This is a genomic window from Gulosibacter sp. 10 (assembly GCF_900163695.1).
GTDB lineage: Bacteria > Actinomycetota > Actinomycetes > Actinomycetales > Microbacteriaceae > Gulosibacter.
Genome location: NZ_FUIC01000021.1, coordinates 24952 through 50831, shown reverse-complemented (window position 1 = coordinate 50831; position 25880 = coordinate 24952). Strand labels below are relative to the sequence as shown.

Annotated in this window: 25 protein-coding genes and 1 tRNA gene; 16 read left to right on the top strand and 10 right to left on the bottom strand. The window is 71.3% G+C overall.

From position 1 onward, the window contains the following. Positions 1 to 13 precede the first annotated feature (13 nt). Entirely contained in the window at positions 14 to 937 is a 924-nt protein-coding gene (gene pdxS, locus FM112_RS08430; RefSeq protein WP_087006435.1) for a pyridoxal 5'-phosphate synthase lyase subunit PdxS, read from the top strand. Continuing rightward, positions 931 to 1575: a pyridoxal 5'-phosphate synthase glutaminase subunit PdxT gene (gene pdxT / locus FM112_RS08425; RefSeq protein WP_087006433.1), complete on the top strand. Its 645-nt coding sequence runs from the start codon at positions 931 to 933 to the stop codon at positions 1573 to 1575. The genes pdxS and pdxT overlap by 7 nt, the downstream gene beginning before the upstream one ends. Positions 1576 to 1751: 176 nt before the next feature. On the opposite strand, the gene FM112_RS08420 is transcribed toward pdxT, so the two are convergent. The 3 genes from FM112_RS08420 to FM112_RS08410 form a co-directional block, all read right to left on the bottom strand. Next, positions 1752 to 3242, bottom strand: a complete 1491-nt coding sequence (locus FM112_RS08420; RefSeq protein WP_087006432.1) for an FtsX-like permease family protein — start codon at positions 3240 to 3242, stop codon at positions 1752 to 1754. Further along, the gene (locus tag FM112_RS17690) at positions 3239 to 4402 is read right to left on the bottom strand and encodes an ABC transporter ATP-binding protein (RefSeq protein WP_176386747.1); all 1164 of its coding nucleotides are present in this window, start codon (positions 4400 to 4402) and stop codon (positions 3239 to 3241) included. The genes FM112_RS08420 and FM112_RS17690 overlap by 4 nt, the downstream gene beginning before the upstream one ends. Before the next feature lie 177 nt (positions 4403 to 4579). Then, positions 4580 to 5455: a glycine betaine ABC transporter substrate-binding protein gene (locus FM112_RS08410; protein ID WP_176386746.1), complete on the bottom strand. Its 876-nt coding sequence runs from the start codon at positions 5453 to 5455 to the stop codon at positions 4580 to 4582. A 419-nt stretch (positions 5456 to 5874) separates the two neighbouring features. Here FM112_RS08410 and FM112_RS08405 point away from each other — a divergent pair, with 419 nt between their 5' ends. Then, a complete protein-coding gene (locus FM112_RS08405) occupies positions 5875 to 7374 on the top strand; it encodes an APC family permease (RefSeq protein ID WP_087006429.1) in 1500 nt (499 codons plus the stop codon). Positions 7375 to 7440: 66 nt separating this feature from the next. Here the strand turns inward: FM112_RS08405 and FM112_RS17225 are convergent, their stop codons facing one another. Continuing rightward, complete coding sequence (locus tag FM112_RS17225) at positions 7441 to 7605, bottom strand: hypothetical protein (RefSeq protein WP_176386745.1); 165 nt, start codon at positions 7603 to 7605, stop codon at positions 7441 to 7443. Between the two features lie 348 nt (positions 7606 to 7953). Here FM112_RS17225 and FM112_RS08400 point away from each other — a divergent pair, with 348 nt between their 5' ends. Both FM112_RS08400 and FM112_RS08395 read left to right on the top strand, forming a co-directional pair. Beyond that, positions 7954 to 8241, top strand: a complete 288-nt coding sequence (locus tag FM112_RS08400) for a stress protein (protein ID WP_087006427.1) — start codon at positions 7954 to 7956, stop codon at positions 8239 to 8241. Positions 8242 to 8373: 132 nt separating this feature from the next. Then, positions 8374 to 8724 carry a hypothetical protein gene (locus tag FM112_RS08395; RefSeq protein ID WP_087006425.1) on the top strand — a complete coding sequence of 117 codons (351 nt, stop codon included), beginning with the start codon at positions 8374 to 8376 and terminating at the stop codon, positions 8722 to 8724. 21 nt (positions 8725 to 8745) lie between these two features. On the opposite strand, the gene FM112_RS08390 is transcribed toward FM112_RS08395, so the two are convergent. Then, the gene (locus FM112_RS08390; protein WP_087006423.1) at positions 8746 to 10062 is read right to left on the bottom strand and encodes a LuxR C-terminal-related transcriptional regulator; all 1317 of its coding nucleotides are present in this window, start codon (positions 10060 to 10062) and stop codon (positions 8746 to 8748) included. Positions 10063 to 10183: 121 nt separating this feature from the next. Between FM112_RS08390 and fdhA the strand changes: the two genes are divergently transcribed. Together fdhA and FM112_RS08380 are read left to right on the top strand one after the other, a co-directional pair. Continuing rightward, complete coding sequence (fdhA, locus tag FM112_RS08385; protein WP_087006537.1) at positions 10184 to 11401, top strand: formaldehyde dehydrogenase, glutathione-independent; 1218 nt, start codon at positions 10184 to 10186, stop codon at positions 11399 to 11401. A 202-nt stretch (positions 11402 to 11603) separates the two neighbouring features. Further along, positions 11604 to 12644 (top strand): Rv2578c family radical SAM protein, encoded by a 1041-nt coding sequence (locus FM112_RS08380; RefSeq protein WP_087006421.1) that lies wholly within the window; start codon positions 11604 to 11606, stop codon positions 12642 to 12644. Positions 12645 to 12782: 138 nt separating this feature from the next. Here the strand turns inward: FM112_RS08380 and FM112_RS08375 are convergent, their stop codons facing one another. From FM112_RS08375 to FM112_RS08365, 3 genes are all read right to left on the bottom strand, one after another. Beyond that, positions 12783 to 13748, bottom strand: a complete 966-nt coding sequence (locus tag FM112_RS08375; protein ID WP_087006419.1) for a sugar phosphate isomerase/epimerase — start codon at positions 13746 to 13748, stop codon at positions 12783 to 12785. Positions 13749 to 13750: 2 nt separating this feature from the next. Beyond that, complete coding sequence (locus FM112_RS08370; protein WP_087006416.1) at positions 13751 to 14944, bottom strand: Gfo/Idh/MocA family protein; 1194 nt, start codon at positions 14942 to 14944, stop codon at positions 13751 to 13753. A gap of 228 nt (positions 14945 to 15172) precedes the next feature. Continuing rightward, positions 15173 to 15766, bottom strand: a complete 594-nt coding sequence (locus tag FM112_RS08365) for a short chain dehydrogenase (protein WP_087006414.1) — start codon at positions 15764 to 15766, stop codon at positions 15173 to 15175. A 211-nt stretch (positions 15767 to 15977) separates the two neighbouring features. Between FM112_RS08365 and FM112_RS08360 the strand changes: the two genes are divergently transcribed. The 8 genes from FM112_RS08360 to FM112_RS08325 all read left to right on the top strand — a co-directional run bounded on the left by FM112_RS08360 (position 15978) and on the right by FM112_RS08325 (position 23659). Continuing rightward, positions 15978 to 16053 (top strand) — tRNA-Glu (locus tag FM112_RS08360). A gap of 262 nt (positions 16054 to 16315) precedes the next feature. Further along, positions 16316 to 17068, top strand: coding sequence for a PP2C family serine/threonine-protein phosphatase (locus FM112_RS08355; protein WP_254910423.1), 753 nt, complete (start codon positions 16316 to 16318; stop codon positions 17066 to 17068). A gap of 120 nt (positions 17069 to 17188) precedes the next feature. After that, positions 17189 to 18646, top strand: a complete 1458-nt coding sequence (gene leuC, locus FM112_RS08350) for a 3-isopropylmalate dehydratase large subunit (RefSeq protein WP_087006410.1) — start codon at positions 17189 to 17191, stop codon at positions 18644 to 18646. After that, entirely contained in the window at positions 18646 to 19305 is a 660-nt protein-coding gene (leuD, locus tag FM112_RS08345) for a 3-isopropylmalate dehydratase small subunit (protein WP_087006407.1), read from the top strand. The genes leuC and leuD overlap by 1 nt, the downstream gene beginning before the upstream one ends. After that, positions 19302 to 20672 carry a UDP-N-acetylglucosamine 1-carboxyvinyltransferase gene (gene murA / locus FM112_RS08340; RefSeq protein WP_087006405.1) on the top strand — a complete coding sequence of 457 codons (1371 nt, stop codon included), beginning with the start codon at positions 19302 to 19304 and terminating at the stop codon, positions 20670 to 20672. Before leuD ends, murA begins: the two co-directional genes overlap by 4 nt. A 67-nt stretch (positions 20673 to 20739) precedes the next feature. Further along, positions 20740 to 21447 (top strand): 1-acyl-sn-glycerol-3-phosphate acyltransferase, encoded by a 708-nt coding sequence (locus FM112_RS08335; RefSeq protein ID WP_254910422.1) that lies wholly within the window; start codon positions 20740 to 20742, stop codon positions 21445 to 21447. Beyond that, positions 21444 to 22517: an NAD(P)H-dependent glycerol-3-phosphate dehydrogenase gene (locus tag FM112_RS08330; protein ID WP_087006400.1), complete on the top strand. Its 1074-nt coding sequence runs from the start codon at positions 21444 to 21446 to the stop codon at positions 22515 to 22517. The genes FM112_RS08335 and FM112_RS08330 overlap by 4 nt, the downstream gene beginning before the upstream one ends. Beyond that, complete coding sequence (locus FM112_RS08325; RefSeq protein WP_087006396.1) at positions 22517 to 23659, top strand: D-alanine--D-alanine ligase family protein; 1143 nt, start codon at positions 22517 to 22519, stop codon at positions 23657 to 23659. Before FM112_RS08330 ends, FM112_RS08325 begins: the two co-directional genes overlap by 1 nt. 34 nt (positions 23660 to 23693) lie before the next feature. Here the strand turns inward: FM112_RS08325 and FM112_RS08320 are convergent, their stop codons facing one another. After that, a complete protein-coding gene (locus FM112_RS08320) occupies positions 23694 to 24611 on the bottom strand; it encodes a LysR family transcriptional regulator (RefSeq protein WP_087006392.1) in 918 nt (305 codons plus the stop codon). Between the two features lie 155 nt (positions 24612 to 24766). Here FM112_RS08320 and FM112_RS08315 point away from each other — a divergent pair, with 155 nt between their 5' ends. Continuing rightward, positions 24767 to 25264 (top strand): hypothetical protein, encoded by a 498-nt coding sequence (locus tag FM112_RS08315; protein ID WP_087006389.1) that lies wholly within the window; start codon positions 24767 to 24769, stop codon positions 25262 to 25264. Positions 25265 to 25291: 27 nt separating this feature from the next. On the opposite strand, the gene FM112_RS08310 is transcribed toward FM112_RS08315, so the two are convergent. Beyond that, positions 25292 to 25861, bottom strand: a complete 570-nt coding sequence (locus tag FM112_RS08310) for a DUF3515 domain-containing protein (RefSeq protein ID WP_087006386.1) — start codon at positions 25859 to 25861, stop codon at positions 25292 to 25294. Positions 25862 to 25880: the final 19 nt, after the last annotated feature.

The following is a 25880-nucleotide window of genomic DNA, read 5'->3' as shown; positions in this document are numbered from 1 at the left end:
CGATGATGGTGCGATGACCAATGCAACCGAAACCACCGACCAGCAGACCCGGACGGGCACCCCGCTGGTGAAGACCGGCCTCGCCGACATGCTCAAGGGCGGCGTGATCATGGACGTCGTGACCCCCGAGCAGGCCCGCATCGCCGAGGACGCCGGCGCCGTCGCCGTCATGGCCCTCGAGCGCGTCCCCGCGGACATCCGCGCGCAGGGCGGCGTGGCCCGCATGAGCGACCCGGACCTCATCGACGGCATCATCGAGACCGTCTCGATCCCGGTCATGGCCAAGGCCCGTATCGGCCACTTCGTCGAGGCCCAGGTGCTGCAGGCGCTCGGCGTCGATTACATCGACGAGTCCGAAGTGCTGAGCCCCGCCGACTACGTGCACCACATCGACAAGCAGGGCTTCACCGTGCCGTTCGTATGCGGCGCGACCAACCTGGGCGAGGCGCTCCGCCGCATCGCCGAGGGCGCGGCGATGATCCGCTCCAAGGGCGAGGCCGGCACCGGCGACGTCTCGGAGGCGACCAAGCACATCCGCACCATCCGCGGCGAGATCGCGCGCCTGCAGGCGCTGTGGGCCTCCGAGCCGGAGGCGCTCTACGCGGCGGCGAAGGACCTGCAGGCGCCGATCGGCCTCGTGGAGCACGTGGCGGAGCACGGGAAGCTGCCCGTCGTGCTGTTCACCGCGGGCGGCGTGGCCACCCCCGCCGATGCGGCGATGATGATGCAGCTCGGCGCCGACGGCGTCTTCGTCGGCTCGGGCATCTTCAAGTCGGGCGACCCGGCCAAGCGCGCCGCCGCCATCGTGCGCGCGACTGCGCAGTACGACGACCCCGAGGCCATCGCCGCCGCATCCCGGGGCCTGGGCGAGGCCATGGTCGGGCTCAACGTCAACGACCTGCCCGCGCCGCACCGCCTCGCCGAGCGCGGATGGTAGCGAGCGCCGGCACGGGTGCGGCCCCCGCGCCGACCGCCGGGACCGCGGACGGTCGCGCGACCGTGGGCGTGCTCGGCCTGCAGGGAGGCGTGCGCGAGCACGCCTCCCTGCTCGAGGCGATCGGGGCCCGGACGCGGCAGGTGCGCAAGCCCGCCGATCTCGTCGGCACCGACGGGGCGCGGGTGGATGCGCTCGTGCTGCCCGGCGGCGAGTCGACGGTCATCGACCGGCTCTGCCGCATGTTCGGGCTCGACGAGCCCATCCGGGCGCTGATCGGGCAGGGCCTGCCGGTGCTCGGCACCTGCGCCGGGCTGATCCTCCTCGCCGACCGGCTCGAGAATCCGGCGCCGGGGCAGCGGACCATCGGGGGCCTCGACATCACGGTGAACCGCAACGCGTTCGGCCCGCAGCGCGACTCGGCGCAGGCGGTGCTCGACACGGAATGGGGCGGGATCCGCGCCGCCTTCATCCGCGCGCCGCGCGTGGTCTCCGTCGACGGCCCGCGGACGAGGGCCATGGCGCACTTCGAGGGCGAGATCGTCGGGGTTGAGCAGGGGAGCCTGCTCGGCGCCTCCTTCCACCCGGAGCTCACGGGCGATGCGACCCTCCACCGCCGCCTGCTCGAACTCATCCCCTGAGGCTCGGCGCCGCCCCGAGCCGGGCACGGCGCCCTTCCGAATCCTGGCGCCGGATGTCCGTCTGCGCCGGAACTCGGCGAGCGGGTGCGGGATCGACGCGGCCGGAGACGCGGAACGCCGCCGATTTCCCGAGGCGAGGGAGAAATCGGCGGCGTTCGGCTCGGGGGACGGATGCGTCAGTCGAGGTCGTTCTGCGCGCGGAGCACCGAGCGCAGGACCCCGCCGGCCGCGATGCCCGCGAGCACCGTCAGCAGCACGCCGATGATCCAGGTGACCACGATCACGCCGATCGACAGCGGGTCCATCATGATCGCCGCCCCGACCAGCGGGAGCGTGAGCGCGGCGGCCACGACGATCGCGGTGATCGACACCTGCAGCAGCGGGGCCAGCATCTGCCGGCGGCGGATGCCGTCCATCGTGCCCACGGCCATGCCGATCCGGTGCAGCCCCACCCAGAGGTCCTGGCGGTCGAGGATCGCGGCCGCCTGCGTGAGCCCGGCCGAGCAGGCGGTGAGCAGGAACGAGATCATCAGCGTGAGCAGCACGCCGGTCTGGATGTCCTGATTGATGGTCATCTCGGCGGCTGAGGCGCCCTCGCCGGACTCGACCGAGCCCGCGATGGCCATGCCCGAGCCCGCGATCACCGCCACGAAGCTCGTCACCGCCACGCCGGAGACCTGCCGCCACACCTGCTTGGGATCCTCGAGGATCGACCTGGCCGAGATGAGCTGCGGCCCCGACTTGGCGCGCTTGAGCGACATCCGCGTGAGGGTGCGGATGAGCCACGGGCCCACGAGGTTGAGCACGATGAGCATGATCGCGAAGGGCACCGCGAAGATCGCGGCGACCATGAGCAGATCGGTGCCGCCCGCCGAAGCCGGGTTCAGCGTGGTGAAGATCACGCAGGCGATGAGCGCGACGGCGCCGATGGCCACGCGGATCCAGCTCAGCTCGGGGGCGCGCTGGCGGGTGCGCACGCCGAGCGGCGTGACGAGCACCTTGCCGAGCGAGAGCGCGGCGCTCGCGAGCGCCATCAGGACGACGGCGAGCACGACGACGAGGATCCACGGCAGCGGCAGGACGAGCCCGCCCGCGCCGATCGGCCCGCCGTCGAAGTGGAGCAGGCCCACGAGCGGGATGAGCGCGAAGTAGACGGCCACGCCGAGGAGCGTGCCCACGAGCGCCAGCGCGGTGGACTCGAAGAGCGTGATGCCGCGCACCAGCCCGCCGGTGCCGCCGAGGAGGCGGAGCGTCGCGAGCCGGTCGTCGCGCCGGCGCAGCGAGAGCCGTGCGGCGGAGCCGGCGAGCCCCATGAGCGGGATGGCGAGGAGCACCAGCGCGAGCACGCTCAACATGGCCAGGAACGGGCCGTTCTCGGTGTCGAGCTGCCAGAACCAGCGCACGCCCGCGAGCACCGTGAGCACGAGCGCCGCGGTGATCGTGAACGCCACGACCGGGAGCAGCAGCGCGCTCAACCCGGAGCGCGAGGGCTTCGCGAGCTGCCAGGCGAGCCGGATGCCGAGGGCGGGGCCCCCGTGGCCGCTGCCGCTCGAGGCGACCTGCGCGGTGTCGCGGGCGAGGGCGGCGAGGTCGACGTCGGAGCGGGGCTCCGGCGCGGCGCCGTCCGCAGCATCGGCGGAGGTGGCGGAGGGGGTCGTGAGGCTCATCGCGGGCCTCCCGCATCCTGCTCGCCGGCGGGGAACGCCGGCGGCGCGGGCCGGTATCCGTCTCCGAGGCCCGGCGCCCCGGGGCCCTCCGGGGCGGGCGGCCACTGATACGGCGGGGGCATCTGCGGCGCACCGTAGGGCGGCGCCTGCTGCGGGTAGGGCGCCTGCTGCGGGTACGGAGGCTGCGGATAGGGCGCCTGCGGATAGGGAATCTGCGGCGCGGGGGCCTGCGGGTGCGGGGCCTGGCCGTACGGGGCCTGCGGATGCGGGGCCTGCCCGTACGGGGCCTGCGGATTCGGCGCCGCGGGGGTCTGCCCCTGCGGCGCGTCGAAGGGCCGGCGTCCCGCCGGCTCGGGTGCGCTCGCGGGGGCGTCGCTCCCGTCCTCGCCGGCGGAGTGCGAGGCCTGTGCGGCGTCGGGCGAGGCCTGATCGGCGATGAGCACGCCGTCGCGCATCTGCACCGTGCGGTCGCATCGCGCGGCGACGTTCGGGTCGTGCGTGACGACGAGGAGCGTGCGCCCCATGCCCGAGGTCGTGCCGAGCAGCGCCGACATGACCTCCACGCCGGTCTCGGAGTCGAGGGCGCCCGTGGGCTCGTCGGCGAACACGATCGCCGGGTTCGTCACCTGGGCGCGGGCCACCGCGACGCGCTGCGCCTGGCCGCCCGAGAGCTCGCCGATGCGGCGGCCGTAGAGCCCGGCGAGGCCGAGCGCGTCGAGCCAGCCGGCGGCGATGCGCTCGGCCTCGGCGCGCTCGACGCCCCCGAGCATGAGGGGCAGGGCCGCGTTCTCCACCGCGGTGAGCTCGGGGATGAGCAGGCCCTGCTGGAAGACGAAGCCGAAGGATTCGCGACGCAGCGCGGTGCGATCGCGTTCGGAGGCGGAAGCGACCTCCACGTTCCGGCCCTGGGCGTCCGTCATGGAGACGGAGCCGGAGTCGGGGCGGATGATGCCCGCGAGCACGTGCATGAGCGTCGTCTTGCCCGAGCCGGATGCGCCCATGATCGCGACGGAGCTGCCCTGGACGAGGTCGAGGGAGACGTCGCGGAGCGCGGTGGTCGTGCCGTAGCGCTTGTCGAGATTGCGCGCGGAGAGCACGATGCGCTGCGAGTGCGGCGACGAAAGGCCCGGCGCGTGTGGATTCGGAGTCTGCGTGGTCATGCATCCAATGCTCGTGCGCGCCGGCGCGCCCGCACAGGCTCCGATCGTCGCGGCTCCGCCCCGCGCCTCCTCCCATCGGAGGTATACCGTCGGCGCGGGGGAAACCCCGCGCCGACGCGGAAACGCGGGGCGGGGCGCGCCGCCCGGCACGCCCCGCCTCTCGGACGGCGATATTCGCTACGCGAACCAGCTGTCCACGGTCGCGCGGTTGCTCTCGTCCTCGAGCCACGTGCGAGCGCCGTCCACGGGCGTCTCGGCCTGGCTCACCGCGTGCATGAGCGTGGAGTACTCCTCCTGGGTCACCTGGGAGTTCGCGAACCACTCCACGATCTCCGGGTGCGACTCGTCGAACTCCTTCGAGACGACGAAGTAGGAGCCGTCGGGCTCGGGCCATCCGTCCTTGTTGTCCTCGAGCACCTTGAGGTCCATCTCGGCGAAGGCCCAGTGCGGGTTCCACAGGGTGACGAGGATCGGCTCCTGGTCGTCGATCGCGCCCTGCAGACTCGTGAGCATGGCGGGCGTGCTGCCCGAGACCACCTCGAAGTCGTCGGTGGCGTCGTAGGCGGCGATCGTGTCGGGGAGCATGGTCATGAGGCCCGAGCCGTCCTCGATGCCGATGATCTCCCCGCCGAACAGCTCGGGGTCGGCGAGGGCCTCCTCGATGGTGTCGTGCTCGACGTACTCGGGGACGACGAGGACGTTCTCGTTCTCGTGGAAGTAGCCCTCCCCGTCCTCGTCGACGATGACCACGTCTTCCTTGTAGTTGGCGAGGACCTGCTCGTGGGTCGAGGGCAGCCAGGCGTTCACGTAGCCGTCGACGCTGCCGTCGGCGATGCCGGTGAACCCGGCCGCGAGGTCGATCGAGGTGGTCTCGAGCGTGATGCCCTGCTCCTCGAGCAGGACGGTCCACAGGGCGGTCATCGCTTCGGTGTCGTCGAAGCCCGGGACTTCGAAGAAGGTGATCGTATCGCCGTCGTCGCCGGCTTCCGCGCAGCCCGCGACGCTCGCGAGCAGGCCGAGCGATGCGACGCCGGCAAGAGCTTTCTTCCACATACGGTGAGGTTTCCTTCCGGTAGTGGCCGCGTCGTCGCGGCCGCTTCTCATGGGCGGATTCTCCTGGGAACCGGGGCGCGCTCTGGGGGCCCCGCGTCTCCATCCTCTCATCGGCGCGCTGTCGGCCGGAGAAGAACTTGATTGATCAACGATCATCTCGCATCGGCGGAGCCCGGCGTGGAGCGATTACACAGATCGGGTCGCTATGGCCGCCCGGAGAAACGGCGCGGCCGGCCGCCTCCGAAGCCGGTCGGAATTGTCGTTCCGTGCACCGCCGGGGCGGATTCTTGTCGGAGAGTGCGCACAACGCTGAACTCATCTCCCCGGAACGTCCGCAGGGTGGTTATGAACGTGGCAGGACCGACACCGTCGTCGGCGTCCTTCCCGGCTCGATGACGAACCAACCGGAGGAACCCAGCATGTCCGATACCGCTCAGCATCAACTCGCACGCAACAAGCTCGGGGTCGCCTCGATCGTGTTCCTGGTGATCGCCGCCGTCGCGCCGGTCACCGTCGCGATCGTCGTCCTGCCGCTCGCGATCTCGTACGGCAACGGCGGCGGCATCCCCGTGGCCGTCGTGATCGTGGCGCTCGCCCTGCTCCTCTTCGCGATCGGCTACGCCCAGATGACCAAGGAGCTCACCAACGCGGGCGGGTTCTACGCGATCGCGGTGCGGGGCCTCGGCCGCGCGGCCGGCCTCGTGACCGGCATCATCGCGACCATCGGGTACAACGTGTTCGTCGCGGGGGCGCTCGGCACCATCGGATTCTTCACCGGGGCGGTGGCGCTGCCGATGATCTTCGGCGTCGAGGTCCACTGGTACCTGTGCGCGGCGGTGCTGTGCGTGGTGGTGTTCCTGCTCGCCCGGTCGGGCGTGCACGTGAGCGCGGTGGTGCTCGGCATCGCGCTCGTGCTCGAGATCCTGCTCATCCTGGTATTCGCGGGCTCGGTACTGTTCACCACGGGCTTCGACATCCAGGCGATCACGCTCGCGTTCAGCCCCGAGATCCTCGTGGGCGGATCGGTCTGGATCGCGCTGCTGCTCGTCGCGACCGCGTTCATCGGCTTCGAGGCGACGGCGCTGTTCGGCGAGGAGGCGAAGGAGCCGCGGCGCACGATCCCCCGGGCGACCTACTGGGCCATCGTCCTCATCGGCGTGCTGCACGCCTTCGGCGCGTGGGCGATCGTCAGCGCCGTGGGCGTCTTCGACGCCCAGCGGGTCGCGCTCGAGCACCTCGACGGCGGCGACCTGACGCTCATGCTCGTGGAGCAGTACCTCGGCCCAATCATGGGCATCGTCGCGGTGGTCCTGCTGGTGGTGAGCCTGTTCGCGGCGCAGCTCGCGTTCCACAACTCCGCCGCCCGCTACCTCTACGCGCTCGGGCGGGCATCCGTGCTGCCCCGCTGGCTCGCCGCGACCAACGCGAAGGGCGCCCCGCAGCGCGGACTCGCGGTGAACCTCGTGTTCGCCCTGGTCGTCGCGGCGATCTTCGCCGTCTTCGTCGAGACCGATCCGGAGGGCAACCCGTTGCCGCCGGTGGCCACGCTCGTGCCGGTGGGCCTCGGCTTCGGCACGCTGTCGATCATGATCGTGCAGGCCATCGCGGCGCTGGCCGTCGTCGTCTACTTCCGGCGCAGGCGCGATCCTCGGCTGTGGAGCACGTTCATCGCGCCCGGAATCGGATTCCTCGCGCTGCTGCTGTTCAGCATCATGGCGATCGCGAACTTCGATCTCGTCGCGGGGTCGGAGGCCGCCTACGTGCTCATGCTGCCCTGGGTGCTCGTGGTCGCCGTGGCGGGCGGCCTGCTCTACGCCTGGTACCTGCGGACGAAGCGGCCGTCGACCTACGCGAACCTCTCGGAGGATCTCGAGAAGTTCGACGAGCTCGAGAGCGGGGCCGAGGCCGCGCGAGGCTGAGGCCCGGCGCTCGACGCGACGCGGGCCGGACGGCCGCACGGACGTGTCGGCGCGGCCGGGGAGCGGCTACTGGCGGTTCTTGCCGGAGATCGACCGCAGCGCCCACATGATCACGGCGATGAGGACCAGGGCGAGAGCGATCCAGAAGAGGAACTGCACGACCTTCACGATCACACCGATGATCACGAGCGCGATGGCGACGAGGATGAGCAGGATGATGAAGGCCGGCATGCCGCCATGATAGCCGTCCCGGAGGGGGAGCCGCTGGCGGACGCGGAGGCGCGACCCCCGCGGAGCGCCGGTCCTGAAGACGCCTCGACCGGGGGCTGGGAAAGCGATCAATCGCCGCCATGTTCTTCGCGCACGTTGAGGCGGCGCGGGTCCGAGGGGCCCGGGTGCCCGAGCCCTGCCCGCCGGGCGGAGCGGGGTTCCGCGTCCGCATGCGGGAGGGCGGTGAGGAGGCGATTCGGCGGCCGAAGGATACTCCGCCTCGGCGCCGTGTAAAGCCGGTGCAGCCGCGGGGCGCGCGTCCCTACGGTGGGAAGCGTCCGATACCGAAGGACGAGAAAGGAGTTCATCATGGCAGACACGAAGAACCCGGGACAGTTCGGCAACCGTACGGACACGGAGGAGCAGGCCCGTCGAGGCGGCCAGAGCTCGCCCGGTCAGTTCGGCGCTTCCGAGGGCGCGGATCCGCACCAGGCGGGGCACGAGGGCGGGGTCAACTCGCCCGGTCAGTTCGGCGCCTCCGAAGGCGCGGACCCGCAGCAGGCGGGCCGCAGGGGCGGGGAGAACTCGCCCGGCCAGTTCGGCGCTCCCGAGGGCGCCGACCCGCACGAGGCGGGCCGACGCGGCGGCCGCGCCTGACGGCCCGTCGCGCAGACATTCGATCGTTCGCCCCTCGCCGGCCCGCCCGGCGAGGGGCGAACCTCGTCATCGCCTGCGAACCGGAGCGCTTCCGCACACGGGACGCGCATCGACGGTTGCCACACTGCGGCCATGGGCTACCTCATCTACGGCGCCGCCGGCGAGTACGAGTTCGACGACCGCACGCTCGCGCATCTCAAGGTCGTGATCGGGCAGAAGCTGCGCCGGCAGGAGAGCTTCTTCCTGAGCTGGAGCAACCCCGCGGAGAAGGGCAGCGGCCGGTTCTCCATGTGGATCTCGCCGATGGTCCCGATCGTCTTCCGGTTCGCCGGCAGCCGGTCGCCCGAGCTCAACCCGGCGTGGCTGGAGATGCTGCACGACCTCTCGAACACCCGCCGCGGTCTGGTGGTGATCCCCGAGGCCGAGGCCGAGATCCAGCTGCGCCGCCGCGCCGCCGCGGAGAAGGCCGCGGAGGCGGGGTGACCGTCGCCGCGGCGGCGCGCCTCACGCGAGCGCGGTCTCGGCGGGCGAAGGCGCGCGACGCTCGGCGCTGAGCTTGGCGATGGCCTCGCCGCGGGATGTCGCGCCGAGCTTCTGCAGCACTCGGGAGACGTGGAACTTGACCGTGTTCTCCGAGATCCCGAGCTCGGCGGCGATCGATCGGTTGCGATGGCCCGCGAGAAGGAGCTCGGCCACCTGCAGCTCGCGCGGTCGCAGCCCCAGCAGCGCGACGGAGGTCGGCGCCGGACGGGGAGGCTCGATCGGCAGCGCGATGCCCACGATGGTCCCCCATCCCGGCGTCGCCTCGACCCACGTCCTTCCGCCCAGCGCCTCGACGCGCTGCCGGAGCGCGGCCGACAGCGTCGCGGATGCCGTCTCCTCGCCCGCGCCGTCGTCCCGGACGCCGATCAGGAGGCGGGCGTCATCGATCCGCCACTCGATGCGCATCCTCGTCGTGCTGGTCCCGTCCGCGCCGTCCGCCTGGAGCAGCCCCAGGACCGCCCGGACCGTCAGCGCGCGAGCCCCGCGGGCGATCTCGCCGGGCAGGCCGGCGTCATGAGCCGGGGGAGCGATCAGCTCGGCCTCCACGCCGCGATGCTGCAGGACGGCCCGCATCTCGCTCCGCAGCGTCTCGAAGGCGGCCGCGATGGGCTCCTCGGAGAGCGCCCGGGCTCCGACGCCGGTCGAGCGGAGCTCGAGCAGCGATTCCGCGGCCAGGCCGATCGCCGCGCTCCGGGCCTCCGCATCGCTCAAGTGCGGCGATCGCAAGAGCGCGAGGAGGGCTTCGAACGCGGTGGAGTGCGCATCGGTCAGCTCCGCGAGCGCATCGAGACGGGTGCCGGAGTGCCGCCGGGCCTGCTGCAGGTAATCCGGAGCGGCGTCGTCCGCGCGATCCTGGACGGTGCACGCGACGATGTTCCAGATCTCGACGATCGTCCTCACGGGCTCGGCGGCGCCGAGGTCGTCGCCGGGCGCGCCCTCGGGCCAACCCGGTTCGGCGAGGACGAGCAGAGCCCCGTTGCGGGAGAGCACCTGCAGGGTGTCGCGCATCGAGCCGCCGACGTTCAGCGAGACCCGCAGGGCCGGGCCGGCGCCGTGCGCCCGGTTGCGGAGACGGTCGAGGTCGAGCGCGCGGACGTTGCGGACGAACCCGTGATCCCCGGTCCCGCGAAGCCGGCCTCCCTGCGCGTCGGCGGTCAGCATCACGAGCGCGGCGTGGGGGAGGAGGGCCGAGAGCAGCGCGGAGAGCCGGTCGGGGAATGCCGGCGCAGGCGTGGCGAGGGCGTCCGAGATGCGGCGGAGGAGAACACCGTTGTCCATGCCCTCACGATAGCCCTCCGAAGGTATGGCGAAGACCGGAAGAACGGGTAGTTGTCAGGCGGCGGGGCACGCATGAGGCTCGGAGGACCGCATACCTGCGATGCATGTCGAAAGGACGATGATGTCTGGGAATAGAGCAGTGGCGTACAAGGGTCCGGGAGTCGTCGAGGTGATCGACACCGAGTACCCCGGATTCGAGTTGAGGGACGGCCCCGGCGTCCATCCGGAGAACGTGGGCCGGAAGGTGCCCCACGGCGTGATCCTGCGCACGGTCAGCACGAATATCTGCGGGTCGGATCAGCATATGGTCCGCGGGCGGACGACGGCGCCCGAGGGGCTCGTCCTCGGCCATGAGATCACCGGCGAGGTCGTCGAGTGCGGCCCCGACGTGGAGTTCATCGAGGTCGGCGACATCGTCTCGGTGCCCTTCAACATCGCGTGCGGCCGTTGCCGGTACTGCAAGGAGGGCAAGACCGGCATCTGCCTCAACGTGAATCCGGAGCGTCCCGGCGGCGCCTACGGCTACGTGGACATGGGCGGATGGGTCGGCGGCCAGGCCGAGTACGTGCTCGTGCCGTACGCCGACTGGAACCTCCTGAAGTTCCCCGATCGCGATCAGGCGCTCGAGAAGATCCTCGACCTGACGATGCTCTCGGACATCTTCCCGACCGGCTTCCACGGGGCCTGCACGGCCGGGGTCCGGCCGGGCTCGACGGTGTACGTCGCGGGCGGCGGCCCCGTTGGCCTCGCCGCCGCGGTAGGGGCGCAGCTGCTCGGCGCGGCGTGCGTCATCGTGGGGGATCTGGTCGAGGACAGGCTCGCGCAGGCGCGATCCTTCGGCTGCGAGACCGTGGACGTCTCCAAGGGCGACCCGCGCGATCAGATCGAGCAGATCCTCGGCGTGCCCGAGGTGGAGTGCGGAGTGGATGCGGTCGGATTCGAGGCGCGGGGGCACGGATCCGGTGCGACGACCGAGGCGCCGGCCACGGTGCTCAACTCGCTCATGGACCTCACGGAGGCCGGCGGCGCGCTGGGCATCCCGGGCCTCTACGTCACGGGCGATCCGGGAGGGATCGACGACGCGGCCAAGGAGGGGTCGCTCTCGATCCGGCTGGGGCTCGGCTGGGCGAAGTCGCTCTCGTTCACGACGGGCCAGTGCCCGGTCATGCGGTACAACCGCCAGCTCATGCAGGCCATCCTGCATGACAAGGTGCAGATCGCGAAGGCGGTGAACGCGACGCCGATCCCGCTCGAAGCCGCTCCGGACGGCTACGCGGCCTTCGACCAGGGCGCCGCGAAGAAGTACGTCCTGAACCCGAACGGCTACATCAAGGCCTGACTCCGCGGGGCCTGAGCCCGAGGCGGAGGTCGGGAGCGGCAGGATGCCGCGGGCCGTACCCGTGCGATGCGGCCCGCGGCACCGGCGTCGAGGCGCCGGGCGGGATGCCGCGACATCCTCGAGCCCGCGTTCTGCGGGCATTCGGATGCGCTCGCGGTCGTCCGCCCTTGCAACCGATTCGAACGTGTGATCGAATACGATCATGCGTTGGGTCGAACAGAGTGCCGCGGGAGCCGAGGACGGATCCCTGCCCGGGCTCGCGCTCAACGAGGTCGCCGCGATGCCCGGGCACCTGCGCACGGTGCGCCCGCCGGAGTTCAAGGGCGTCGTGTGCCACGAGGTGCTCGCCAAGAGCGCGCTCAACAGGGTGCCGGGCGAGTCCTCCATGCCCTTCGACTGGACCGTCAACCCGTACCGGGGGTGCTCACACGCCTGCGTGTACTGCTTCGCGCGCGGCTCGCATCGGTACCTCGACTTCGACACCGGCGCGGACTTCGACTCCCAGATCGTCGTCAAGGTCAACGTCGCGGAGGTGCTGCGCCGCGAGCTCGCCAAGCCCTCCTGGGCAAGGGAGCACGTCGCGCTCGGCACGAACACCGACCCGTATCAGCGCGCCGAGGGTCGCTACCGGCTCATGCCCGGCATCATCGGGGCGCTGTCGGACCGCCGCACGCCGTTCTCCATCCTCACGAAGGGCACGCTCCTGCGGCGCGACCTGCCGCTGCTGGCCGAGGCGCGGGAGCGCGTGGACGTGAGCCTCGCGATGTCGATCGCGGTGGGCGATCACGCCCTGCAGCAGTCGATCGAGCCCGGAACGCCGGGCACGCGGGCGAGGCTCGAGACGATCGCGGCGGCGACGGAGGCCGGATTCGAGTGCTCGGTGTTCCTCATGCCGATCCTGCCGCACCTGACCGATTCGGTGCTGCAGCTGAGCCGGCTGCTGCGCGACATCCGCGATGCCGGAGCGCGGTCCGTGGTCTACGGACCCCTGCACCTGCGCACGCACGTCAAGCCCTGGTTCTTCGAGTGGCTCGAGCGCACGCATCCGGAGCTCGTGCCGCGGTATCGCGGGCTGTACCCGGGGAGCGCGAGCACGGTCGCCAAGGCGTACCGGCAGGCGCTCGCGGCCCGCCTCCGCCCGATGCTCCGCGACTACGGGCTCGAGCGCGGGGCGCGCCGCACCCCGCCGGTCGAGCGGATCCGGGATGCGCTCCCGGTGCCCGGCGCGCCGACGCTCTTCTAGGCATGGACGAGGCATCCCGGCGGGCGCCCCATGCACGAGGCGGGCCCGAGGAAGCATGATCCCCGGGCCCGCCTCGCGAGCCGCTCGTCAGTGCGAGCTACTCGTCAGTGCGAACCGCCCGCTAGTGCGAACCGCTCGCTAGATGTCCGCCGGCTTCCAGTCGGGCTCGTCGCGGAGCACGACGCGGCGCAGCAGATCCGCCGAGCGCTGCAGCCCCTCCACCGAGTTGACCAGGACGTCCTCGTGCTCGATGCTGAGCACGCCGTCGAACCCGACGCGGCGCAGCTCGTACACGAAGTCGGCCCAGAAGCGCTCGCCTCCGGGGTGGCCGAGGCCGAGGGTCACGAAGTTCCACGAGCGCTCCGCGACCGCGGCCGGCGGCAGCGGGTCGAGCAGGCCGTTGACCCCCGCGTTGTCGCGATCGATGCGCACGTCCTTCGCGTGCACGTGGAAGATCGCGTCGCCGAGGGCGCGGATGACCTGGATGATGTCCGCGCCCATCCACATGAGGTGCGAGGGGTCGAGGTTCGCGCCGACCACATCCGGGCCGGCGATCTCGCGGAGGCGCTGCAGCGAGGCCACGTTGTAGACGAGCTGGGTGCCGTGCATCTCCACGGCGAGGCGCACGCCGCGCCGGCGGGCGAACTCGGCGAGGTCGGTCCAGTACGGCGCCGCCACCTCGTTCCACTGGTAGTCGAGGATCTCGACCGTCTCGGGCGGCCACGAGGTGGTGATCCAGTTCGGCGCCTGCTCTCCGCGCGCGCCGGGCAGCCCCGACATGAGCACGACCGTGCCGACGCCGAGTTCCGCGGCGAGCTCGATCGTGCCCCGCACGACGCGGTCGTGCTCGGGCCCGGAGACGGGGTGGAGCTGATTGCCGTTGGCGTTGAGCGCGTCGAGCTCGAGGCCGCGCGAGCGGATCGAGTCGAGCAGGGATGCGCGGGCCGAGGCGTCCGAGAGGAGCCGATCGAGATCGACGTGGGGCGCCTCCGACCAGTTGCCGGTGGCGAGCTCGACGGTGTCGAGGCCGAGGCCCGCGACGGTGTCGAGCGCCTGCTCGAGCGGCTGCGCGCCGAGGGAATCGGTGATGAGTCCGAGCCGCATGATCAGGACTCCTTCACGGCGACGGCGGCGCCCTGCCGCTGCGCGGACCGCGCCACGGCGTCGAGCAGCCGCATGTTGCGCAGCCCGGTCTCGAAGGTGGCGACGCGGGGGAGGGACTCGCCTTCGGGGATGCCCGCGACCTCCTCGAGGAAGGCCCGCGCCTGGAACACGAAGCCCTCGTTCTGGCCGACGCCCACGCCGGGGGCATCCATCGCGAAGCCGCCGCGCCAGTACGGGTGGTCGGGGCCGAGGATCACCGTGCGGAACCCGGCGTTCGCGGTGTCGCCGTCGTTGAGGAACACCCGCACCTCGCTCGGGCGGTCGAAGTCGAACTTCGCGGAGCCCTTGTCGCCGTACACCTCGAAGGCGAGCGTGTTGGCGTGGCCGGTCGCGACGCGCGAGACCTCGAAGGTGCCCGCGGTGCCGTTCGCGTACTTCACGGTGAAGGCCGCGTAGTCGTCGTTCTCGACGGGCTCGCGCTCCTCGGAGACCTCGACGTGCTCGTGGCCCACGACATTGCCGAGCGGCTTCGGGCGCGAGGTGATCGCGGTGCTGAGCACGCCGCCGCTGACGGCCTCGACCTCGCCGCCGAGCATCTCGATGAGGTAGGAGAGGTGGCTGCCGACGTCGGCGAGCGCGCCCGAGCCCTGCGGGCCCTTGTAGCGCCAGCTGATCGGCGCCTGCGGGTCGCAGCCGTAGTCGGTGAGGTAGCGGCCGCTCACGTGGAGGATGTTGCCGAGCGTGCCCTCCTCGATGAGCCGCTGCACGTAGGCGATGCCGGGCTGGCGGAGGAAGGTGAGGCCGATGCGGCCGATGGAGTCGGCCCGCCGCGCGGCGGCGACCATCGCCTCGGCGTCCTCGAGGGTGTCGGAGAGCGGCTTCTCGCAGAGCACGTGCTTGCCCGCGGCGAGGAGGCCCTCGACGATCTCGCGGTGCAGGCGGTTGGCCACGACGACGCTGACGACATCGACGTCCTCGGCCTCGGCGAGCGCCTGCCACGAGGTGTCGTGGCGCTCGAACCCGAAGCGCTTGGCCGCCGACTCGGCGAGGGGCTCGAACACGTCGGCGATCGACACGAGCCGGATCTCGGGAAGGGTGGTGTCGTAGACGCCGGCGGCGGCGCGGTAGGCCGCGGCGTGCGCCTTGCCCGCCATGCCGGCGCCGATGACCGCGACTCCGATGCTGTTCTTGCTCATGGTTCTCCTCCTGGACAGAGATAGGACCGGGCCCTATCACGGCGCCGGTGCAGTGATGAGGCCGGATGGAATCGCGCCCCAATGGGTATGAGCGTATGGATGTGCATATGTCATGTCAAAAGGGATTCTTCGTGTCGCCTGGACGTGCGGATCCGGTTCCTCTGGTAGCGCTCCATCCCGCGTCGGCATGCGGTTCCCGGCCGACGTGCCCCGGGGTGGTCGGAGGGGCTAATCCACGGCGAGGGCCCGGCCGGTGATGCTCCCCTCGACGCAGCGCGCGAAGGCGGCCCCGACCCGCTCCGAGGGCACCGGTACGAACCCGCGGAAGGCGGCGTGATAGTCCGGCGCGCTCTGGAGCACCGAGGGGCTCACCGCGTTGATGCGGATGCCGCGGGGCAGCTCCGGCGCGACGGCCATGACGTAGGCCTCGACCGCGCCGTTGGCCATGGCGGCGGCCGTGAAGCGGGGGACCGGCTCGCGGCTGAGCACGCCGGTGGTCAACGTGAACGAGCCGCCGTCGGCGACGTGGGGCGCGCCGATGCGGACCAGATCGATCTGGCTCAGCGCCTTCCTCTCGAACGCCTGCAGGTAGTCCTCCCGGGCGAGCTCCGCGAAGGGCTTGACCGGGGCGGCGCCGAACGCGGAGATCACGGCGTCCACCGTCCCGACCCGTTCGAAGAGCCGCGCCACGGAGTCGGGATCGAGCAGGTCCACGCCCGGCTCCGACGACCGGGAGGCGGCGATGATCTCGTGGCGGTCCTCGAGCGCCTGGCGGGCGGCCGACCCCACGTGCCCGGTTGCGCCGATCAGCAGAATCTTCATGCGATGCTCCTTCGGAAGCGGATGATGACGGGTCCAGTCTCGGCGGCGCCGATCCGCGGAGGCTGGGCGCCGCCGAGGGATGGCGGTGAACCGGGCGCCGACGGCCCGGAGAGTTTTTTTATCGGGTCTGATCTGGTGTTTCATTGACTCGGTGAACTTCAGGTTGACTTCGCCGTGAAACCTGTGCCAAGATATACAACGTTGCAAGCGAGGCCCCATCGTTTAGCGGCCTAGGACACCGCCCTCTCACGGCGGCAGCGCGGGTTCAAATCCCGCTGGGGTCACCAACCTGAAGAAGCCCAGATCTCCGGATCTGGGCTTCTTCGTCTTCCGGCCAGCCCGTCCCGCGATGCGCGCGCCCGCCGCCGCTCCCACCTCGGGACTCCTCCGTCGAGGGGCTCCCGGAGGAGGCATCGGAGGCGGTAGAGTTGCCCGGTACACAACACAGGGGGATGCGTGCCTGCCGACTATCAGACGACCGTCGCGACCTGCGCCGGCGACCTCGAGCTTCGCGTTTCGGCCGCTACGGATGTCGGGTCGATCCGCGCAGTGAACGAAGACTCCGTCTTCGCGCGCCCGCCGGCGTTCCTCGTCGCGGACGGCATGGGCGGCCACGCCTACGGCGACCGCGCCAGCCAGTCGCTCGTCGCGGCGTTCGCCGACCACTTCGACGAGGAGGCCCCCACGCATCCCGCCGAGGTGCTCCGGGCCATCGACGAGGCGAACAGCCGGGTCCAGGGCCTCGTGACCGAGGACGACGGGCCGGGGGCCGTGGCCGGCACGACCCTCGCGGGCGTCGCGCTCGTCGAGGTCGCCCCCGCGCCGGACGCTGCGGTCGCCCCGCACTGGATGATCTTCAACGTCGGCGACTCGCGCGTCTACGGCTGGAACGGGCGGGACGTCGTGCAGATCACGGTGGACCACTCGGCCGTGCAGGAGCTGGTGGCGCTCGGCGTGATCACGGCCGAGGAGGCGCTCGTGCATCCCGACCGCAACGTCATCACCCGCGCGGTCGGCTCCGAGCCCGAGATCGAGACCGACCTCTGGCTCATGCCCGTGCAGGGCAACCAGGTCTTCGTGGCCTGCTCCGACGGGCTCACCAAGGAGCTCGAGGACGAGGACATCTCGGCGGCCATCCACGCCTACATGCAGGAGGAGTCGCCCGAGCTCTCCCTCTCGCAGTTCCTCGTCAACCTCGCGGTCGGCCGAGGCGGCCGCGACAACGTGAGCGTCGTCGTGCTCGAGTCGAACGCGCTCGGCCGAGAGGGCGTGGAGGCACCCGCCGCGCCGGCCGAGGAGTAGCCGTCCGCGGCGGAATACCGCCGCGATCCCCGGTGTTACCATTGCCAACACGCGAGTGACAGGGCGGGGCGCTGTTCGCGTGCGTCCGACGCTGTCTCGATCTGGAGAAAATTGCCAACTATGACCGATTCTGTTCAGGGAGCCGTTCCCAAGACGCTGCCGGAGAAGGTATGGGCCGACCACGTCGTGAAGCGCGGCGAGGACGGCACCCCCGACCTGATCTACATCGACCTCCACATCATGCACGAGGTCACCTCGCCGCAGGCCTTCGACGGCCTCCGCCAGGCGGGGCGCCCGCTGCGTCGCACCGATCTCACGATCGCGACCGAGGACCACAACACCCCCACCGTGGACATCCTCAACCGCATCGTCGACGACACCTCCCGGACGCAGATCGAGACGCTCCGCAGGAACGCCGAGGAGTTCGGGGTCCGCCTCCACTCGCTCGGCGACCGCGAGCAGGGCATCGTGCACGTGGTGGGCCCGCAGCTCGGCCTCACCATGCCCGGCATCACCGTCGTGTGCGGCGACTCGCACACCTCGACCCACGGCGCCTTCGGCGCTATGGCGTTCGGCATCGGCACCTCCGAGGTCGAGCACGTCATGGCCACGCAGACGCTCCCGCTCAAGCCCTTCAAGACCATGGCGGTCAACGTCGAGGGCACGCTGCGGCCGGGCGTCACCGCGAAGGACATCATCCTCGCCGTCATCGCCAAGATCGGCACGGGCGGCGGCGCGGGCTACGTGCTCGAGTACCGCGGCTCGGCCATCCGCAGCCTCTCGATGGACGGCCGCATGACCATCTGCAACATGTCGATCGAGGCAGGCGCCCGCGCCGGCATGGTCGCGCCGGACCAGACCACCTACGACTACCTCGAGGGCCGCCCACACGCCCCGCAGGGCGAGGACTGGGACGAGGCCGTCGCCTACTGGGAGACGCTGAAGACCGACGAGGGCGCGAAGTTCGACACGGAGATCCACATCGACGCGGACGCGCTCGAGCCCTTCGTGACCTGGGGCACCAACCCGGGCCAGGGCGTGCCGCTCTCGGCCTCCGTGCCCTCGCCCGAGGACTTCTCGGACCCGAGCGAGCAGCAGGCCGCCTCGCGCGCGCTCGAATACATGGACCTCGAGGCCGGGACGCCGCTCAAGGACATCCGGGTCGACACCGTGTTCATGGGCTCGTGCACCAACTCGCGCATCGAGGACCTGCGCGCGTTCGCCGAGATCATCAAGGGGCGGCGCAAGGCCGAGGGCCTGCGCGTCATGGTGGTGCCCGGCTCGGCGCGCGTGCGCCTGCAGGCCGAGGCCGAGGGCATCGACCGGATCGTCAAGGACTTCGGCGCCGAATGGCGCTTCGCGGGCTGCTCGATGTGCCTCGGCATGAACCCCGACCAGCTCGCGCCGGGGGAGCGCTGCGCATCCACCTCGAACCGCAACTTCGAGGGCCGGCAGGGCAAGGGCGGACGCACCCACCTGGTGTCGCCCGTCGTCGCCGCGGCGACCGCGATCCGCGGCACGCTGTCGAGCCCAGCCGACCTCTACGCCGACGCACAGAACCAGGAGGCGGTCGCCTGATGGAGAAGATCAATCGCATCACCGGCAAGGCCGTGCCCATGCGCCGGTCGAACGTCGACACCGACCAGATCATCCCGGCGGTGTTCCTCAAGCGCGTCACCAAGACGGGCTTCGACGACGCGCTCTTCTCGAGCTGGCGCCAGGACCCGGACTTCATCCTCAACCGGCCCGAGTACGCGAACCCCAAGGTCCTCGTCGTCGGGCACGACTTCGGCACCGGCTCGAGCCGCGAGCACGCCGTCTGGGCGCTGCGGGACTACGGCTTCCGCGTCGTGATCGGCTCGCGGTTCGGCGAGATCTTCCGCGGCAACGCGGGCAAGCAGGGGCTGCTCGTCGGCGTGCTCGCCGAGGACGAGGTCGAGCGGCTGTGGGAGGCCATCGAGGCGTCCCCGGGCATCGAGGCAGAGGTGAGCCTCGAGGACCGCACTATCTCGATCGGCGAGCTCACGTTCGAGTTCCAGATCGACGACTACACGCGCTGGCGGCTCATGGAGGGGCTCGACGACATCGCGCTCACCCTCCGGGACGAGGACGCGATCACCCGATTCGAGCGCAAGCGCCCCTCGTGGATGCCGAAGACGCTCCCCGCCCTCGACGACACCCAACCGGGTACGCTCGCGGGAGACCTTATCGAGATGTCGGGAGGGACCCGCGCGTGACCAGTCTTAACCAGGATGCGGCCCGTGCCGCGAAATTCGTCGGCCTGAGCGCGGACACCATCACCTTCCACGGCGGCCAGCCGCTGGACGGCCGGATCGAGGTCCGCGGCGCCAAGAACTTCGTCACCAAGGCGATGGTCGCGTCGCTCCTGGGCGAGACCCCCAGCGTGCTCCGCAACGTCCCCGACATCTCCGACGTCCGCGTCGTCGGCGGCCTGCTCGACGTGCACGGCGTCAAGATCGAACGCGATGTCGAGGGCGGGGTGCTGCACCTCGACCCCTCCGCCGTGAAGTCGGCGCACATGGCCGAGATCAACGCGCACGCCGGTTCGAGCCGCATCCCGATCCTCTTCTGCGGGCCGCTGCTCCACCAGCTCGGCGAGGCCTTCATCCCGGATCTCGGCGGCTGCCGCATCGGCGACCGGCCGATCGACTTCCACCTCTCGGCGCTGCGCTCCTTCGGCGCGGTCGTGGACAAGCTGCCCGAGGGCATCCGCCTCACCGCGCCCGATGGGCTGCGGGGCACGAAGATCCATCTCGACTACCCCTCGGTGGGCGCCACCGAGCAGGTGCTGCTGACCGCGGTGCGCGCCCAGGGCGCGACCGAGCTCACGAACGCGGCCACCGAGCCCGAGATCATGGATCTCATCAACGTGCTCCAGAAGATGGGCGCCGTGATCTCGGTGGACGCCGACCGCGTCATCCGCATCGAGGGCGTCGACCGCCTCGAGGGCTACGACCACCGCTCGCTCTTCGACCGCAACGAGGCCGCGAGCTGGGCGGCGGCGGCGCTCGCCACCCGCGGCGACATCTTCGTCGGCGGCGCCCGCCAGCCCGAGATGCTCACGTTCCTCAACGTGTTCCGCAAGGCCGGGGGCATCTTCGAGGTCGCCGACGACGGCATCCGCTTCCGCCACCCCGGCTGCGACCTCAAGCCGGTCGTGATCGAGACGGACGTGCACCCCGGCTTCATGACCGACTGGCAGCAGCCGCTCGTGGTCGCGCTCACGCAGGCGCCCGGCGTCTCCATCGTGCACGAGACCGTCTACGAGCAGCGCTTCGGCTTCACCGACGCGCTCGTGAAGATGGGCGCCACGATCGAGCTGCACCGCGAGTGCCTCGGCGGGCAGAAGTGCCGGTTCGGGCAGCGCAACTTCATCCACTCGGCCGTGATCTCGGGGCCGACCCAGATGCACGGCGCCGACATCGAGGTGCCCGACCTGCGCGGCGGGTTCAGCCACCTCATCGCGGCGCTCATGGCGGATGGCGTCTCGCGGGTCTCGAACGTGGGGATCATCGCCCGCGGCTACGAGAACTTCCTCCAGAAGCTCAAGACCCTCGGCGCCGACTTCACCGTCGAGAGCTAGGCGAGTGGCGCGGGGACCTCGGCGGCAGCGGTCGCCGGAGAAGCGGCGCCCGACGATCTTCTGGCTCATGGCCGCGATCGTCGTGCCCTTCCTGTCGCTCATGTTCAAGTACGAGATCCGCGGCAGGCTGCCGCAGACGGGCCCGTACATCCTCACGCCGAACCACTACTCGGACATCGACCCGATCGTGACCGGGTACGCTGTGTGGAAGCTCGGCCGCCTGCCCCGCTTCATGGCGAAGGCCTCGCTGTTCAAGATCCCCGTGGTCGGATGGTTCCTGCGCCGCAGCGGCCAGGTGCCGGTCGAGCGCGGGCGCTCGCGCACGAAGGCGCAGTCGATGGAGGCGGCCAACCAGATCGTCGAGATGGGCGGCGCAGTCATCGTCTACCCGGAGGGCACGCTCACCCGCGAGCCCGAGATGTGGCCGATGCGCGGCAAGACCGGCGCGGCGCGGCTCGCGCTGCAGGGCGGCATCCCCGTCATCCCGATCGCCACCTGGGGCGCGCAGGCCGTGCTTCCCCGCTGGGAGCGCAAGGTCCGCCTCCGCTTCCGCACGCGCATCACCGTGGCGGTGGGCGAGCCCATCGACCTCGACGAGTTCGAGGGCAGGCACACCTCGAAGCGCGCCGTGGACGGCGCGACCGAGAAGATCATGCGCGAGATCACGGCCCTGCTCGAGGACGTCCGGGGCGCCGCCGCCCCGGCGGAGCTCTACAACCCCGCCGACCACGGGCAGTCCGAGTTCGGGCGGCCGGATGCGGAGCCGAAGCAGTGACGGAGTGGTACCCGGCGACCTCGCCGATCACGCTGCCCGCCTTCGCCGACTCCGCCGCGGAGTCCGAGGAGGGCCGCGTCACGGTCGTGGGCGGCGGCAACTGGGGCACGACGTTCGCGAAGGTCGTCGCCGACGGCGGCCGCGATGTCACGCTCGCGGTCCGCCGGCCCGATATGCGGGACGAGATCAACGAGGCGCACCGCAACACCCACTACCTGCCCGGCATCAACCTGCCCGAGCGGATCCGGGCCACCTGCGACGCCGTCGAGGCGGTGCGCGACGCCGACTACGTCTTCCTCTCGGTGCCGGCGCAGTCGGCCCGCGAGAACCTCGAGGAGATCAAGCACGCCGTCAAGCCGGGCGCCGCGATCGTCTCGCTCATGAAGGGCGTCGAGCGCTCCACGGGCAAGCGCATGAGCGAGGTCGTCGCGGAGGCAGGCGGGCTCTCCGCCGATCGCATCGCCGTCGCCTCCGGCCCCAACATCGCCCTCGAGATCGCGCGCGAGGAGCCCACCGCGATCGTGGTGGCGAGCACCTCGCAGGAGCTCGCGGTGGAGGTCGCCCAGATCGCGCGCAACTCCTACCTGCGCTCCTTCGTGAACAACGACGTGATCGGCACCGAGTTCGGGGGCGTCCTGAAGAACCTGATCGCCATCGCGATCGGCATCTCGGACGGCGTCGGCTTCGGTGAGAACACCAAGGCGTCCATCATGACGAGGGGCCTCGCCGAGATCACCGACTTCGCGGTGGCGATGGGCGCCTCGCGCGACACGATGATGGGGCTCGCGGGCCTCGGCGACCTCATCGCCACCTGCATGTCCCCGCTCTCGCGCAACTTCACGGCGGGCCGCCTGCTGGGGCAGGGGTACAGCTACCAGGACGTCAACAGCCGCATGGAGCAGACCGCCGAGGGGCTTCGCTCGGTAAACTCGATTCTCGTGCTCGCGCGCGAGCGCCAGGTGCCGATGCCCATCGTGCAGCAGATCGCGCACGTGCTCGAGGGCAAGATGCGCCCCATCGATCTGGCCCCGCATCTGGCCACCGATAACGAGATTCCACTGGGAGAATGATGACCGACACCGCAGCGAACGGCGCCGACGGCAAGAGCACGGTGGTGGTGCTGTTCGGCGGACGCTCGAGCGAGCACCAGATCAGCTGCGCCACGGCGGCGGGTGTGCTCGAGGCCATCGACCGCTCGCGGTTCGACGTGATCCCCGTGGGCATCACCCGGGACGGCGAATGGGTGCTGGAATCCGACGATCCGGAGAAGTTCCGGCTCGACCCGGAGCGCCTGCCCGAGGTCGTCGACAACGGCACCCGCGTGCAGCTGCCGGACTCGGCGCGGCATCGCACCGTCTCGGTGCGTCATGCGGACGGTCGCGTCGAGCCGCTCGGCGAGGTCGACGTCGTCTTCCCCATCCTCCACGGCCCCTACGGCGAGGACGGCACGGTGCAGGGGATGCTCGAGCTCGTGGACCTGCCGTTCGTGGGCTCGGGCGTGCTGGCCTCCTCCGTGGGCATGGACAAGCACTACACGAAGGCGCTGCTCGCGGCCGCCGGCCTGCGGGTCGCGCCGGGGCTCACCGTGCACGACCACGACTGGCGGCGCGAGGCGGAGGGCATCCGCGAGCGCATCGGCCGCGAGCTGGGGTATCCGGTCTTCGTGAAGCCGGCGCGCGCGGGCTCCTCCGTGGGCGTCTCGAAGGCGAACGGCGCTGCCGAGCTGGACGAGGCGATGCGGATCGCGCTGGCCGAGGACGATCACGTGCTGGTCGAGCGGCGCATCGACGGCCGGGAGATCGAGATCGCCGTGCTCGGCGCGCGGTACGGCGAGCGCGCCCGCGCGTCCGTGGCCGGGGAGATCCTCGTCGACGGCGCCGAGTTCTACGACTTCGCGGCGAAGTACCTCGACAGCGGCGCCGTGCGGCTGGCCTGCCCGGCGGCGGTGACCGGCGCCGAGCTGGCGCAGGCGCAGGATCTCGCGATCCGCGCGTTCGAGGCGCTCGGCTGCGAGGGGCTCGCGCGGGTGGACTTCTTCCTCGACGCCGAGGGGTTCCTCGTCAACGAGGTCAACACGATGCCGGGGTTCACACCCATCTCGATGTTCCCGCGCTGCTGGCAGGAGTCGGGTCTGCCGTACCCGGAGCTCATCACCGAGCTCATCGACGTCGCGCGATCGCGGGCCGAGGCCCGCCGCGCGCACGACGCCTAGCCGCGCCCGGGGCCGCTGCCCGGGGAAGAGCCGCTCAGTCGATCGTCGTGTCGCCGCCCGTCGCGGCGGTGCGGATGAACTCGAGCGTCGCGTTGACCGCGGCGTTGGGCTTCTTCCCGGCCCGGTACCGCAGCGAGATGCGCCGCACGCCGAGGCCCGGCAGCTCGTGCACCTCCACCCCGCCGAGGGGGTGCTCGGCGAGGGCCAGCTGCGGCAGGAGCGTCACGCCCTCGCCCGCGGCCACGAGCGCGATGGCGGTCTGGTGGTTGGCGTACCGCTGCGGCGAGGTGGTCGAGCCCGGCAGCCGGCGGCGCACCCGCTTGACGGCGTCGAGCGCGCCCGAGCTCGGGTCCACCTCGAGCCAGGGCAGCCGCAGGTGCTCGAGCTCGATCGTGCCCATCGCGGCCTGGGTGCCCGCGGGCACCACGAGCACCCACGAGTCGTCGAGGAGGGGGATCTCGCGCACGCCCGGGCTGAGCCGCACCGGCTCGACGGACTCGTCGCGCTCCACGGCGATGATGTCGTACTCGGCGGCGCGCAGGCCGCGGAGCAGCTCGTCCTGCTCGTCCTCCACCACCTGCAGGTGCACGCCGGGCAGCTCGCTCCGGGAGCGCGGGAGCGCGGGGGCGATCACGCCGCTCACCACGCTCTGGAAGCCGCCGACCCGGACCAGGCCGCTTGGCAGCTCGCTGGCCGCGCCCACCCGGAGCGCCGCCTCGTTGACCTCGCGCTCCACGTTCTCCGCGAGCTCGATGAGCTCCCGGCCCGCCGCCGTCGGCGTGATGCCCCGAGGGCTCCGGTCGACGATCGGGACGCCGACCTCGGCCTCGAGCCGGGAGAGCTGCTGGGAGACGGCCGACGGGGTGAGGTTCATCGCCTCCGCGGCGGCGAGGACGCCGCCGCTCCGCGAGATCTGGAGCAGGTACTGCAGGCGCGCGACGTTGATCTTCATATTCGAAAAGTCTAAATGCCGGATGCTGAATGATTCGATTGCGCTGAACTGGGCGCGGTCTCCAGAATAGACCTGCACCGCGTCGCGAGGGTCGGCATCACGACCTCTTCGGCGCGGTTCCGGTGATGTCGCAACCCGTGCGGAGGAGGGTCGTTATGGAAGCGATGATCGGCAGCATTCTCGGATGGATCGGGACGTTCGGCACGCTCTCCGCGTACCTGATGATCCTGCGCGGATGGGTGAACCCCGCCAACCGCTGGTACCTCGCGCTCAACACGGTGGGAGGGTTCGCGGCCTCCGCGGGGGCGTTCGCGCTCGGCGCCGTGCCCGCCGCCACGAGCAACCTCGTCTGGGGGCTCATCGGCCTGCACGGCATCATCGCCGCCGCGCGCGCCAAGACGCCCGCGAGCGTCGACTCGATCGGCGACTGCACCGCGCCCATCTTCGTGGTCCAGCGCGAATGGGACCCGACCGTCACGGAGGCGACGCTCATCGACCTGCCGTGGCTGACCCCGGCGGGCGCGGACGCCGGCCGGGAGGACCCCGCCGAGCCCGCCGCGGCGGAGCGCGCATCCGAGCCCGCCGCGGTGCAGGCGGAGGCGTCCGCGGCGCAGTCCGCCCCGGCCGCCTCGCCTCCGACCGCCCTCGCGTAGGGCCCGGTCGTCGCGTCCCATCGCGGGTCAGCCGCCCGGCGTCGCTTCCGGTTCGGTCGCCGTCGGCTCGTCGGTCGTGCCGGGAGCATCGGTCGCGCCGGGGGCGTCCGGCACGTCGAGCACGTCCTCGGCGCCCACGCACTGCCCGGTCTGCGGCAGATAGGACACCGCCTCGTTGAGATCCATGAGGCTCGTGAGGCCCGAGACCTCCTGCGTGGAGTCGATGACCACCTCGACGGCGGGGGTGCGCCCGTAGGTCGTGTAGCGGTAGGTGGGCGCCTCGTCGTCGTTCTCGACCCAGTCGACGCCGTCCACCGAGATGCACTGGTCGGTGGTCGGCGGCGGGGTCTCGACGCCGCAGCGGAGCAGCACCGCGGCCGGATCGCCCCACGCGCCGGTGGCCTGCGCGTTCGTATGGCGGAGCTCGAGGCCGCTCACGGCCTCGGGCAGCCGCACCGTCACCTCGGCGCACGCGGGGGCGCCGGCGTCCTCGGCGGGCTGCATCGGCACGGACGGGCTGATCCCGCTGCAGCCCGCGAGGGCGGCCGCGGTAAGGGCGAGCATGGGCGCGAGCGCGCGCGAGATTCGACGAGACATGTCGCCTTCAGGGTATCGT